The organism is Pseudomonas abyssi, from assembly GCF_003444685.1.
In the GTDB taxonomy this organism is placed as follows: Bacteria; Pseudomonadota; Gammaproteobacteria; order Pseudomonadales; family Pseudomonadaceae; genus Halopseudomonas; species Halopseudomonas abyssi.
Genome location: NZ_LMAZ01000001.1, coordinates 355572 through 369464, shown reverse-complemented (window position 1 = coordinate 369464; position 13893 = coordinate 355572). Strand labels below are relative to the sequence as shown.

The 13893-nt window shown below is 63.1% G+C and carries 7 protein-coding genes and 1 pseudogene; 5 read left to right on the top strand and 3 right to left on the bottom strand.

The window, feature by feature from the left end:
- The first annotated feature begins 116 nt into the window (after window positions 1–116).
- From metE to ASB58_RS20410, 5 genes and pseudogenes are all read left to right on the top strand, one after another.
- Window positions 117–2408 carry a 5-methyltetrahydropteroyltriglutamate--homocysteine S-methyltransferase gene (metE, locus tag ASB58_RS01755; RefSeq protein ID WP_118129143.1) on the top strand — a complete coding sequence of 764 codons (2292 nt, stop codon included), beginning with the start codon at window positions 117–119 and terminating at the stop codon, window positions 2406–2408.
- A 150-nt stretch (window positions 2409–2558) separates the two neighbouring features.
- Window positions 2559–3938, top strand: coding sequence for a class II fumarate hydratase (locus ASB58_RS01750; RefSeq protein ID WP_118129142.1), 1380 nt, complete (start codon window positions 2559–2561; stop codon window positions 3936–3938).
- A gap of 270 nt (window positions 3939–4208) precedes the next feature.
- Window positions 4209–4745 carry a PAS domain-containing protein gene (locus tag ASB58_RS01745; RefSeq protein WP_118129141.1) on the top strand — a complete coding sequence of 179 codons (537 nt, stop codon included), beginning with the start codon at window positions 4209–4211 and terminating at the stop codon, window positions 4743–4745.
- Window positions 4745–5764: pseudogene (locus ASB58_RS01740) on the top strand (methyl-accepting chemotaxis protein); the annotation flags it as partial. The gene ASB58_RS01745 and the pseudogene ASB58_RS01740, both read left to right, overlap by 1 nt.
- Window positions 5765–5845: 81 nt before the next feature.
- Complete coding sequence (locus ASB58_RS20410) at window positions 5846–6244, top strand: CZB domain-containing protein (RefSeq protein WP_407920665.1); 399 nt, start codon at window positions 5846–5848, stop codon at window positions 6242–6244.
- Window positions 6245–6292: 48 nt separating this feature from the next.
- Here ASB58_RS20410 and ASB58_RS01735 read toward each other — a convergent pair whose 3' ends face one another.
- Genes ASB58_RS01735 through ASB58_RS01725 form a run of 3 tightly spaced genes read right to left on the bottom strand, consistent with a single transcriptional unit; the run spans window position 6293 to window position 13888 of the window.
- A complete protein-coding gene (locus tag ASB58_RS01735) occupies window positions 6293–7714 on the bottom strand; it encodes an efflux transporter outer membrane subunit (RefSeq protein ID WP_118129139.1) in 1422 nt (473 codons plus the stop codon).
- A gap of 16 nt (window positions 7715–7730) precedes the next feature.
- Window positions 7731–10811, bottom strand: a complete 3081-nt coding sequence (locus ASB58_RS01730) for an efflux RND transporter permease subunit (RefSeq protein ID WP_407920647.1) — start codon at window positions 10809–10811, stop codon at window positions 7731–7733.
- Window positions 10808–13888, bottom strand: coding sequence for a multidrug efflux RND transporter permease subunit (locus ASB58_RS01725; protein ID WP_118129137.1), 3081 nt, complete (start codon window positions 13886–13888; stop codon window positions 10808–10810). Before ASB58_RS01725 ends, ASB58_RS01730 begins: the two co-directional genes overlap by 4 nt.
- Window positions 13889–13893: the final 5 nt, after the last annotated feature.

The window sequence follows — 13893 nt, the reverse complement described above, 5'->3', positions numbered from 1 at the left end:
GCAGGGGTCACACCAAACATGAGCGGAACTAATAAACATCTGAATAAACATCAATTTTAATAATCCAACCACCACCCTAGCATGCCCCTGTACCCACTCACCGACAGAGGCAGCACATGGCACGCATCCACAACCTGGGGTTCCCCCGCATCGGCGCTCGCCGAGAACTGAAGTTCGCCCTTGAATCCTATTGGAAGGATCAGTCTTCCCGCGAGGAGCTGAAGACCACTGCAGCCGCCCTACGTCAGCGTCATTGGGCCCAGCAGGCCGAACTGGACCTGGTGCCGGTGGGCGACTTTTCCTTCTATGACCAGGTGCTGGACATGAGCTTCACCCTGGGCAACCTGCCCGAGCGGGTACGCGACTTCCACGGTGATGAGCTGGATAACTACTTCCGCATCGCCCGTGGCCGCTCTGCGCAAACGGCCGAAGAGCACGCCGGGTGCTGCGGCGGCGTTGCCGCCGGCGAGATGACCAAGTGGTTCGACACCAACTACCACTACATCGTCCCGGAGTTCACAACCGACAGCGCGTTCACCCTGAATGCCACTCGGCTGATTGAGCAACTACGCGAGGCCAGGGCCCAGAACGTGGCTGCCAAACCGGTCATCATCGGCCCACTCACCTATCTGGCAATTGGCAAAGAAAAGGACGACTCCAATCGCTTTGATCTGCTGGAGCGTCTGCTGCCGGTTTACCTTGAGCTGCTCACCACGCTGGCCGCCGAGGGCGTGGAGTGGGTGCAAATCGACGAGCCCATTCTGGTCACTGAATTGCCCAGCGGCCTGGATGCTGCTTTCGAACAGGCCTACCACGCCCTGGCTGCTGCGCCGGTCAAGCTGCTGCTGGCCACCTATTTCGGTCGCCTGCAGGACAATCTGGCCCTCGTCGCCCGCTTGCCGGTCGCCGGTCTGCATCTGGACGCAGTGAACGCGGCCGATGAGATTGACGCGCTGATCGCCCAACTGCCGCAGCACAGCGTGCTGTCACTTGGCGTGATCAACGGCCGCAATATCTGGAAGACCGACCTGAACGCCGCGCTGCAGTGGCTTGCGCCCATCGCCACCGCGCTGGGAGAGCGCCTGTGGGTCGCTCCCTCCTGCTCGTTGCTGCATGTGCCGGTAGACCTGGCCAGCGAGCAGGCACTGGATACCGAGATCGCCAGCTGGCTGGCCTTCGCCCTGCAAAAGCTGGATGAGCTGCGCATCCTCGGCAGCGCGCTGAATCAGGGTCGCAACAGCGTGGCCAGCGAGCTGGCCGACAACCAGGCTGCCATCGACAGTCGGCGTCAGTCGCCGCGCGTCACCAACCCGGCCGTACAGGCTGCTGTTGCCGCCATCGATAGCAGCCTGGGCCAGCGCCACAGCCCCTACGCCGAGCGCGCGGCCAGGCAGTCTGCGCTGCTCAAGCTGCCGCTGTTTCCGACCACCACCATTGGCTCCTTCCCGCAGACCGCCGATATCCGCCAGGCACGCCGACAGTTCAAGTCCGGCGAACTGGATGAGGCCAGCTACACCCAGGCCATGCAGGCCGAAATTGCCCACTGCGTGCGCGAGCAGGAGGCGTTGGGGCTGGACGTACTGGTGCACGGCGAACCCGAGCGCAACGACATGGTCGAGTACTTTGGTGAACAGCTCGATGGTTATGCCTTCAGCCAGTACGGCTGGGTACAGTCCTACGGCTCGCGCTGCGTCAAGCCGCCGATCCTGTTTGGTGACATCAGCCGCCCGCGACCGATGACCGTTGCCTGGTCCACCTACGCCCAGTCGCTGACCGACAAGCCGATGAAGGGCATGCTCACTGGCCCGGTGACCATCCTGAACTGGTCCTTCGTACGTGACGATCAGCCGCGTTCGGCCAGCTGCCTGCAACTGGCGCTGGCGATTCGGCAGGAAGTGCTGGACCTGGAAAAGGCCGGCGTGCGCATCATTCAGATCGACGAAGCCGCCCTGCGTGAAGGCCTGCCGCTGCGCCGTGCACAATGGCAGGCGTACCTGGACTGGGCGGTGGAGTCATTCCGTATCAGCGCCAACGGCGTCGCCGATGACACCCAGATTCACACCCACATGTGCTATTCGGAGTTCAACGACATCATTCAGTCGATCGCCGCCATGGATGCCGATGTCATCACCATCGAAACCTCACGTTCGGACATGGAGCTGCTGGATGCCTTCAAGCACTTCGAGTACCCGAACGAGATCGGCCCCGGCGTATACGACATTCATTCGCCCAACATTCCGACGCAGGAGTACATGGTCCAACTCATGAAGCTGGCTGCCGAGCGCGTGCCGGCGGAGCGCCTCTGGGTGAACCCGGACTGTGGCCTGAAAACCCGCCAGTGGGCTGAAGTAACGCCGGCGCTGGCAAACATGGTAGCTGCCGCTCGGGCACTACGCGCCACACTGTGAGTCCAAGCAGGGTCGGGACAGCAATGTCCCGGCCAGTCTTGATAATGATAACGACTTGCATTAACGTCAAGGCGCACAGGTACCACAGACCGGGCGGCGACCTTGCTACTCTCTGCACCACGCAGCCCCCAGACCCAGGAGCGCAGCATCATGAGCAATACCCGAATAGAAAAAGACAGCATGGGCGAACTGGCGGTACCGGCAGAGGCGCTCTATGCCGCGCAGACCCAGCGTGCCGTCGACAACTTTCCGGTCAGCGGGCAGCCCATGCCGGCTCCCTTCATCCGCGCCCTGCTGCTGGCCAAGCGCGCCGCCGCCACCGCCAACAACGAGCTGGAGCAGATCCCCACAGAGCTGGCCGAGGCCATCTGCGGCGCCGTAGATGAGCTGCTGACCGAGGATTTCATGCCGCATTTTCCGGTCGATGTGTTCCAGACCGGCTCCGGCACCAGCTCCAACATGAATGCCAACGAAGTGCTCGCCACCCTGGCCGCACGCCGTTACGGCCAGCCGGTCAGCGCCAATGACCACATCAACTGTGGCCAGAGCAGCAACGACATCATCCCTTCCAGCATCCACATCAGCGCCGCCATGGAACTGGCCGAGCAACTGCTGCCGGCGCTGGAGCATCTGGTCAGTGTCACCCGCAGCAAGGCCGCCAGCGTCGACCAGTACGTCAAGACCGGCCGCACGCATCTGATGGACGCCATGCCCGTGCGCCTGAGCCAAAGCCTGAACACCTGGGCAGACCAGATCGAGCAGAACATTCACAACCTGCGTCAGTTGCAACCCAGCCTGCAGAGCCTGGCCCAGGGCGGCACAGCAGTGGGGACCGGTATCAACGCCCACCCCGAGTTTGCAGAACGCTTCAATCAGGCACTGAGCACCCACACCGGCCTGACCTTTACGCCCGCCAAGAACTTCTTCACGCATATCGGTTCGCAAGATATCGCGGTGGCGCTGTCCGGCCAGCTGAAGACCACGGCGGTCAGCCTGACCAAGATCGCCAATGACCTGCGCTGGATGAACTCCGGCCCGCTGGCCGGCCTGGGCGAGATCGAGCTGCAGGCGCTGCAACCGGGCTCCTCGATCATGCCCGGCAAGGTCAACCCGGTGATTCCGGAAGCCGCCGCGATGGTCGCCGCTCAGGTGATCGGCAACGATGCCACCATTACCATCGCCGGCCAGTCAGGCAACTTTGAGCTGAACGTCATGCTGCCGCTGATCGCGCGCAATCTACTGGAAAGCATCAGCCTGCTGAGCAACGTCAGCCGCCTGCTGGCCGACAAGGCCATCGCCAGCTTCACCGTCCGCGAGGACCAACTGACCCAGGCATTGGCCCGCAACCCGATTCTGGTGACGGCGCTGAACCCGGTGATCGGCTACCTGAAAGCCGCCGAGATTGCCAAGTTAGCCTACAAGGAAGGCCGCCCGATTGTCGACGTGGCCGCCGAGCACACTGACCTCAGCCGTGACGAGCTGGAACGCCTGCTCAACCCCGCCAAACTCACCCACGGCGGTATCGAATAAACAGCCAGCCGATCGCTGCAACGGAGCTGTCCGCGCAGCAAGCCTGACCTGCGTCAATACGCCCACTGCGCGCCTCTCTTAGCCTTGTCAGCATACCGACTCGCGGCTGCGTTTCGGGATGCTGGCGAGCGCCTGGCTGCTTCCCCCTAGGTCAGCCCCTTCGCAATACCAGTTTGGCAGCCGCTTTGGAGTTTGCTGCACGGATGCATCGCCGCTGGGCTCAGGGCACAACCACGTTTCCGTTTGCACAAACAACAAAAAGGCTGAGTTATGGTTGAGCGCGTATCGGTCACCCAGAAGGAAGTCTCGCTGAGCGACGACGAATTCATCGTCAGCAAGACCGACCTGAAGGGCAAACTGACCTATATCAATCGCACTTTCATGCGTATTTCCGGCTTCCCCGAGGCCGAGCTGCTGGGTTTTCCACACAACGTCATCCGTCACCCGGACATGCCCCGCGGCGTTTTCAAGCTGATGTGGGACACCCTGCGCGATGGCAACGAGTTCTTTGGCTACGTCAAAAATCGCTGCAAAGATGGCGGCCACTACTGGGTGTTTGCCAACATCACCATCGACTATGGCCTCGATAACAAGCCACTTGGTTACTACTCCGTACGCCGCAAGCCCACCCCAAGGGCGCTGGACCACATCATTCCCATCTACCGCGAGATGCTGGCTATAGAAGCGGGCAGCAGCGGCAAGAACGCCGTGGAAGCGTCGTTACAGTTCTTCCGCGATGAACTGGCGCGCAACGACACCGATTATCTGGACATGATGATGAAAATCGAGAATGGGGAGCTGGGCTGATGAGTCTTCTGGCAAGGCAGGTCACGGGAGCCAGTTCCGGCTTTCTGTTCTTGAACCGACTGCTGTTTGGGTTTCTGCTGCTCATGGTGCTGATGAACCTGGCGGTTGTGGGGCTGGTTATCGCTACCGGCTATACCGGGTACTGGCTGTTGCTCGCCCCCTTGCTGGTCATCGTCAACAGCATCTTTATTGGCCGCGTCTTTCTCAAGGTCCTGCAGGCCTGCGGGCGCATCTACCGCGCCCTGCGCGATGCAACCCGGGGCAACTTCAGCGGCCGCATTACCAACCTGAAAACCATGGGCGAGATCGGCAAGATCGGCTGGGAGGTAAACGATCTGCTGGATATCGTGGAATCCTACTTCAAGGAGGTGGACTCCTGCTTTCGCAATGTGGCCAACAACAACTATCAGCGCAAAGCTCTGCATCGCGGCATGCCGGGCGTTCTGAAAACCTCGCTGACCCACATCAACGAATCGATCGAAGCGATGAAAAGGTCGGCAAGGCTGATCGCCATAAACGAGCTGCACTCCTCGCTGCACTCAACCAACATCAACAACCTGATCATCAACCTGAAGGATGCTCAGGGTGATATCGCCGGTATTGGCGATCGCATGCAGCACGTGGAGAACATCGCCCGCGCCACCGATTCGGCCGCCAGCGAAGGTCAGGTAGCGGTAACGCAGATGGTCGACTCGCTCTCGCACATCAATCACACCATGCAGGATGTCAGCGCGGTCGTCTCGGCACTGGGCGCCGACAGTGTGAAGGTATCCAAGTCCCTGTCGATCATCACCGACATTGCCGATCAGACCAACCTGCTGGCACTCAACGCTGCCATTGAGGCCGCTCGCGCCGGTGAGCAGGGCCGCGGCTTTGCCGTGGTGGCGGACGAGGTAAAAGCGCTGTCGAGGCGAACCCTGGAAGCTGCCATCGAAGTATCGGAGACCATTGCCTCCTTCTCGCGCGCCGTTGAAAGCACCATCGCCAAGACCGAGCAATCCAATACGCTGGCGCAGCAGATCAACACGCAGATCGTCAATTTCAAGGGACAGTTCGACACCTTCTCCGAAGGCGCGCGGGAGACTCTCAACAAGTTGGGTGTGGCGCGCGACATCTCGCTCAGTGCGTTAATCAAGGTTGATCACATCATCTTCAAGCAAAATGGCTACATCGCGCTGAATGATGAGAAGAACGACGCGGCAAGAGCGGCGGTCAGCGTCACCCATCATCAGTGTCGGCTTGGCCGCTGGTATCACGAGGGCGAGGGTCCGGACAGCTTCGGCCATACAGCTGCCTTTCGCGCGCTGGATGCCTCACACGCGAAGGTGCATACCTCCGTACAACAGGCGCTGGCGCTGGCGAGTCAGCCCTGGCATCACAACCCCAAGCTGAAGCAGCAGATCTACCAGGCCATGGCCAATGCTGAGCAGGAAAGCAACCGTGTCCAGCAGCATCTTGATCAGATGGTACGCGAGAAGCATCGCGACGCCAGCCTCTGAGCCGTGCCGGTCGGGCCGCCAATGGGCGGCCCGGCGATCACTATCGGGCTACTGCGCCGGCCGTTGCGCCGCATCGCCCACATCATCACCCACCTCCCAGCCACCGCCAATGCTGGCGGCCAGCTGCGCGGCAGCCGCCAGCTGCGCGCTGGTCACGCTGACCTGGCCGCGCTTGGCGTTAAGGGTAGTGTTCTGGGCGATAGCCACCTCCAGATAGGACACCAGACCGGACTGATAGCGGTTGGTGATCACCCGCTCGTTCTCTTCCGCCAGGCTGACCAGCTTGTCCTGCTGCACCGCCTTCTCACGCAGGATGGCGGTGGTGGCCAGGGCATTTTCCACCTCAGTCAGGCCCTCCAGCACGGTTTGCCGGTAGCCGGCGACCTGCTCGTCGTAGCGGGCGTAGGCCGCGTCACGCGCAGCATCGCGAGCGCCGCCGTCAAACAGGGTCTGCGCCAGGCTTGGGCCGACCGACCAGAAACGTACCGGCGCATTCCACAGGTCACTGATCGACTCACCGCTGACGCCGCCACTGGCGCCCAGACTGATGGTCGGCAGCCAGGCGGTAATGGCAACGCCAATGTCGGCGTTGGCGGCGGCCACAGCGCGCTCGGCCGCCACCACATCCGGGCGGCGGGCGATCAGCTCGCTGGGCAATTGCGAGGGGATCGGCGGCACCGCCGGCAGCGCATCGACCACCTCCTGCTCGAATGCAGACGGCGCTCGCCCCAATAGTGCGGCCAGCGTGTTCTCCTCAACCGCGCGCTCGGCCTGCAGGTCATACAGGTCGCTGCGCAGGGACTGCAGCTGGGTTTCGGCCTGAATGACATCAGCGCGCGAAACGATGCCGGCGTCATACTGGTTGCGCGTCAGCTGGGTCGAGCGCACCGACGACGCCAGGGTCTGCTGCAGAATGCGCTGCTGTACATCCAGCGCGCGCAGATTGACGTAACTGTTGACCACCGCCAGCTGGATCGACAGCCGCGCAGCCGCCAGATCCGCGGCGCTGGCATCCAGTGCCGCGGTATCAGACTCCACCTGCCGCCGCACCCGCCCCCACAGATCCAGCTCCCAGCTGATGCCCAGCTGGGCGCGGCTGCTGTCGGTATTGGCGCTGTCGCTACCACCGCTGCGGCTGGCATCCAGCGCCGCACTCAGGGTAGGCAGATAGTCTGCACTGCTCAGCCGGCGCTGGGCCAACGCGGCACGATAGCGGGCGGCGGCCTGCGCCAGGGTCAGGTTGTTGGCGTTGGCTTCGACCACCAGCGCGCTGAGGTCGTCATCGGCAAAGGCCTCCCACCAGGCGCCGCTCTGTGCCCAGGGCTGAGCCGGCATCGGCTGCCAGCCCTGATCGTATTTGAGTACCAGCGGCTGGGCGATGGGCGGTTGGCGATAATCCGGCCCCATGGTGCAGCCACCGACAAGGGCGGCGGCGAGCAGGACAGTGGAGGTTAACAGCGAAGGCTTCATGGGCAGCAACCGGAGTTCAGACAGAGGATTCGGAGGGTTCAGGCGCAGCGCGGCGACGCAGCACGCGCTGGCGGAGGTTTTCCAGGTACAGGTACACCGCAGGTGTGGTGTACAGCGTCAGCAACTGACTCAGGGCCAGACCACCAAAGATAGTCATGCCCAGCGGACGACGCATCTCGGCGCCCTCACCAAAACCGAGAATCAGCGGCACCGCGCCAAGCATACCGGCCAGGTTGGTCATCAGAATCGGACGCAGGCGCACCAGCGCCGCACGTTCGATGGCCTGGCGCGGCGCCATGCCGTCTCGACGCTGCAGCTCCAGCGCAAAATCGATCATCATGATGGCGTTTTTCATCACAATGCCAATCAGCAGGAACAGCCCCAGCATGGCAATCAGGCTGAGGTTCTGGCCACCAAACTTCAGCGCCAGCAACGCGCCCAGCCCGGCCGGCGGCAGCGTAGAGAGAATGGTCAGCGGGTGCAGGGTACTCTCGTACAGCACCCCCAACACCAGATACACAGCCAGCAGCACCACCACAAAAACCCAGGGGTCCAGCGCGGTGCCGAAGTCATTGGCCGAGGGCGGCGCCTGGTGCACCGAGCTGGGCAGCATCACGTCGTTGAGGATCTGCTCGATGGCTTCACGCGCCTGAATGTCCGTCACCCCCTCAGCCAGCGCATAGCCAATGCCGAGGGAGGCAAACTGACCTTCGTGACGGATCCGGTCCTCGGCCATGCCGTAATCCCAGGTGGCAAAGGTGGAGAACGGCACCCGCTGGCCATCGCTGGTCAGTGCCTCCAGCTGGGACAGCACGGCGGGACTTTCGGTATAGCGTGGCGCCAGCTCCATCACCACCCGGTACTGGTTGAGCTCGTCGTACAGGGTGGCGACCTGGCGCTGGGAGAAGGAGTTGTTCAGCACCGAGGCGATGGTCTGCATATCCACGCCCAGGCGCCGCGCCGCTTCACGGTCGATATCCAGCACGACCTGACGAGTCTCGTCGCCGTCCATGGAGTCCACGTCGGTCAGCAACGGGCTCTGTTCCATTGCCTGCGCCACCGTGCGCGACCACTGTTTCAGGGCCTCCAGCGAGTCCGACCGCAGCAGCACCTCGTACTCGCTGCTACGAAACGGCGGGCGGAAGAACAGGTCCTGCTGCACCATCAGGAACATCATGATGCCGGGAATCTTGGGCGCATTGGCCCGGAGTCGGTCGACCACTTCCTGCGCCGACGCATCGCGCTCGGACAGTGGCTTGAGCTTGATCGACAGCTGGGTGTTGGTCAGTCCCCGATCGCCACCAGAGGTGCCGGTCAGGTCCGCCACCGCCGGGTCCTGCAGGATGTACTGCCGGTAGGCTTCAATCTTTGGCTGCATGACCTGAAAGGACAGGCCGTCATCACCGCGCAGAAAACCGTTGATCTGACCGCTGTCCTGCTGGGGCAGCGACTCTTCCGGCAGAGTGATCATCAAGTAGGCGCTAGCGCCAATCGCGCCCAACAGCAGCACAATGGCAACCGGACGAAAGCGTAGCAACCAGCGCAGAGAGCGTGCGTAACCGTCCTGCAAACTGGCAAACAGCGACTCCTTGTCCTGCTCCTGTGGCGCGGCGTGCTGCCCAGGCTTGAGCCATAACGCGCAGAGTGCCGGTGTCAGGGTCAGGGACACCAGCAGGGAAATCAGCATGGCCGCCACCAGCGTGATCGAGAACTCCTGAAACAGCTGCTGGATAAGACCTCCGAGCAGCAGGATAGAAGCAAACACCACCGCCAGCGCCAGGGTCATGGCGATCAGGGTAAAACGCAGCTCGCGGGCGCTGCGGGCAGCCGCCTGCAGGGGAGACAGCCCGTTGGCCATATGCCGCTGGACGTTCTCCAGCACCACGATGGCGTCATCCACCACCAGACCGGCGCCAACGATCAACGCCATCAGCGACAGGTTGTTGAGCGAGAAGCCACAGAGGTACATGACCACAAAACTGCCGATCAGCGATACCGGAATGGCGGTGGAAGGAATCAACGCAGCTCGCAGGTTACCGAGGAACAGCCAGACCACAATCACCACCAACAACGCAGCGAGCAGCAGCGATATTTGCGCCTCGCGCAGAGTCGCGCGGATCACCGGCGAGCGATCACTGATGATCGTCAGCTCGGCGTCGGCCGGAATCAGGTTGTACAGCTGCGGCAGGCGCTCGTGGATATTGGCCACGGTTTCCACAATGTTGGCACCGCTCTGGCGGCTGATATCGAGAATCACCGCTGAGCGGTCGTTATGGAAGCCCGCGCTGTAACGGTTTTCCACCGAATCGGTGACCTGCGCCACGTCGCCAAGACGTACGGCGGCGCCGTCCTGATAGCGCACGATCAGCTCGCGGTAGGCTGCCGCCGTGCGCAGCGCCTCGCTGGTCTGCACCTGCCAGCGGTGACTGCCCTGCTCGATCACGCCCATCGGGCGCAGCGCGTTAGTGCTGGAGATCACGCTGCGCACCTCGTCCAGCGAGATGCCGTAATGCATCAGCGCAGCCGCATCCAGTTGCACCCGCACCGCCGGCAGGGATGCACCGCCCACGCTCACCTCACCAACGCCGGAAATCTGCGCGATCTTCTGCGCCAGAATGGTCGAGCCAATGTCGTACAGTTCGCTGGGTGAGAGGTTGGGAGAACTCAGCGCCAGCCCCATGATCGGCGCCTGCGACGGGTCGATCTTGTGGTACTCGGGGTTGCCGGGCATACCCGCTGGCAGATCGCCGCGTACCGCGTTGATTGCCGCCTGCACCTCGCGTGCCGCCTCGTTAAGGTCGCGGTCCAGCTCAAAGGCGAGCGCCACCTGGGTCGAGCCCTGGCTGGACGATGAGGAAATCTCGGTGACCCCGGAAATGGCCCCCAGCGCGCGTTCCAGCGGCGTCGCCACAGTCGTTGCCATGCTCTCGGGACTGGCGCCCGGCAGACTGGCGGTGACCACGATCATCGGCACCTCGACCTGAGGCAAGGGCGCCACCGGCAGCAGACGCCAGCACAGCAGACCGACCAGTACCAGCGCCAGCGCCAGCAGCGACAGGCCAACCGGGCGCTGCAGCATGCCTGTCTCGGTGCTCACAATGCGCGCTCGGGCGTCGACGCAGGCTCGGGTGTGCGCTGACGGGTCAGACGATCAAAGAACAGATACACCACCGGCGTGGTGAACAGCGTCAGCACCTGGCTAACCAGCAGCCCGCCGACCATCACCACCCCCAGCGGCTGGCGCAGTTCGGCACCCGAGCCGCTGGCCAGCATCAGCGGCAGCGCGCCAAACAACGCCGCCAGCGTGGTCATCAGAATCGGTCGGAAACGCAGCAGGGCTGCCCGGTGAATCGCCTCGCGCGGGCTCATGCCCTGATTGCGCTGCGCCTCCAGGGCAAAGTCGACCATCATGATGCCGTTCTTTTTCACCAGACCAATCAGCAGCACGATGCCGACTACCGAGATCATGTCCAGCGCGCGCCCGGTCAAGAGCAGCGCCAGCAAGGCGCCGACCGTGGCCGAGGGCAGCGTCGAGAGAATGGTCACCGGGTGAATGGTGCTCTCGTAGAGCACGCCGAGCACGATATACATGGTCAACACTGCAGCCAGGATCAGCCACAGGGTATTGCTCAAGGAGGCGCGGAAGGCCTCGGCGGCGCCCTGGAAGCGCAACTCCACACTGACCGGCAGCTGCAGCTCCTGCTGTACGCTTTCAATCGCTTCGACCGCCTCACCGAGCGAAGCGTCGGGTGCCAGATTGAAGGACACGGTCGTCGCCGGGAACTGCCCCTGGTGGTTGATCAGCAACGCCGCGCTGCGCTGATGCACCTGCGCGACACTGGCCAGCGGAACGGAGCTGCCGGCGGCGCTGGTAACGTGCAGGTTGCGCAGGCTATCCGGCGTGCCGGCAAACTGCGGATCCACTTCCATGATCACGCGGTACTGGTTGGCCTGGGTAAACAGGGTCGCGATCTGGCGCTGACCAAAGGCGTTATACAGCGTGTTGGCCACGTCGGTGACACTCAGCCCCAGGCGCGCAGCGGCGTCGCGGTCAATCTCCACATAGGCTTCCAGGCCCTGCTGCTGCAAGTCAGAGGCAACGTCCTGCAGCTCCGGGCGCGCGTTCAGCGCGTCGACCATCAGCGGCACCCACTCGCGCAGCTCGTCACTGTCCAGGCTGGTCAGACTGAACTGGTACTGGGTGCGGCTGACCCGGTCTTCAATGGTCAGCTCCTGCACCGGCTGGAACCAGGCAGTAATGCCCGGCACCTCGGCGGCGCGCTCGCGCAGCCGGTCCATCACGGTAAACAGACTTTCGTCGCGTTCACTGTGCGGCGGCAGGTTGATCAGCAAACGACCGCTATTGAGCGTGACGTTACTGCCATCGACCCCGATGAAGGACGACAGGTTCTCGATCGCCGGGTCTTCCAGCAGGGCGACGGCCAGATTGCGCTGACGCTCGGCCATGGCGCTGAACGAGATATCCTGCGGCGCCTCGGTAATCACCTGGATGACGTTGCTGTCCTGTACCGGGAAGAAATCCTTGTCCACCGCCAGGTACAGCAGCCCGGTCAACGCGATGGTGCCCAGCATCACCAGCAACGTGGCGCGCTGGCGCTCCAGCACCCAGTCGAGTGCGCGGCCATAGCGTTCGATCAGGCCATGCAGAAAGCCACCGGCGTGCTCCTGCGGCGGGGTATGCAGCATGCGCGCGCACATCATGGGCGTCAGCGTCAGCGAGACCACCAGCGAGATGACAATGGCCACCGCCAGCGTAATGGCGAACTCGTGGAACAGCCGCCCCACCACATCCGGCATGAACAGCAGCGGAATCAATACCGCGACCAGCGAGAAGGTCAGCGACATCAGGGTAAAGCCGATCTCGCCAGCGCCCGCCAGCGCGGCCTGCATCGGCGACTTGCCCATCTCCCGGTGCCGGGCCACGTTCTCCAGCATGACAATGGCATCATCCACCACAAACCCGGTGGCGATGGTCAGCGCCATCAGGGTCAGGTTGTTGACCGAGAAGTCCATCAGGTACATGAAGGCGAAGGTGCCCACCAGTGACAGCGGCACCGCCACGCTGGGGATAATGGTGGCCGAGGGGCTGCGCAGAAACGCGAAGGTCACCAGCACCACCAGGCCAATGGCAAACAGCAGTTCTTTCTGGGTATCGCTGACCGAGGCACGAATGCTGTGGGTGCGGTCGGTCAGCACCGCGACATCGACCGCCGCCGGCAGGGTCGAGGTCAGCTGCGGCAGCAACGCACGCACACTGTCGGTGACATCGATCACATTGGCCCCGGGCTGGCGCTGCACGTTCAGCAGCACTGCCGGCTGGCTATTGGCCCAGGCGGCCAGAAAACGATCCTCGGCGCCGTCGACAATGGTCGCCACATCGCCGAGCCGCAGCGGCGCGCCGTCTTGCCAGGTGATGATCAGCTTGCGGTAGTCCTCTACCGAACGAATCTGGTCGTTGGCATCGAGCATGGTTGAACGGGTCGGGCCATCAAAGCTGCCCTTGGGCTGATTGACGTTGGTCGCCGCGATGCTCTGGCGCACGCTGTCCAGACTCAGGCCATAAGCCGTGAGCGCATTCGGGTTGATCAGCACCCGCAGCGCCGGACGCTGCCCACCGGCCAGACTCACCATGCCGACGCCGGACAGCTGCGCCAGCTTCTGCGCCATGCGGGTGTCGACCAGATCGTGCACCTCCGGCAGCGGCAGACTGTCAGAGGTGATCGCCAAGGTCAGAATGGGCGCGTCCGCCGGGTTGACCTTGCGGTAGATCGGCGGTGTCGGCAGGTCGCTGGGCAGCAGGCTGTCTGCGGTGTTCATCGCTGCCTGCACTTCCTGTTCGGCCACGCCCAGGTCTTCGTCCAGATCAAACTGCAGGGTGATGACCGAGGCGCCACCGGAACTGGTCGATGACATCTGTTTAAGCCCCGGGATCTGCCCCAGGTGACGCTCCAGCGGCGCGGTAATGGTCCGCGCGGTGATTTCCGGGCTGGCACCCGGCTGGAAGGTAAAGACCTGAATAATCGGGTAATCGACCTGCGGCAACGCAGCGACCGGCAGCAGGCGCCAGGCCAGCAGGCCGGCGGCCATAAAGGCCAGCATCAGCAGCGAGGTGGCTACCGGGCGCAGAATAAAGGGCGTAGACAGGCTCTTCATGCCAG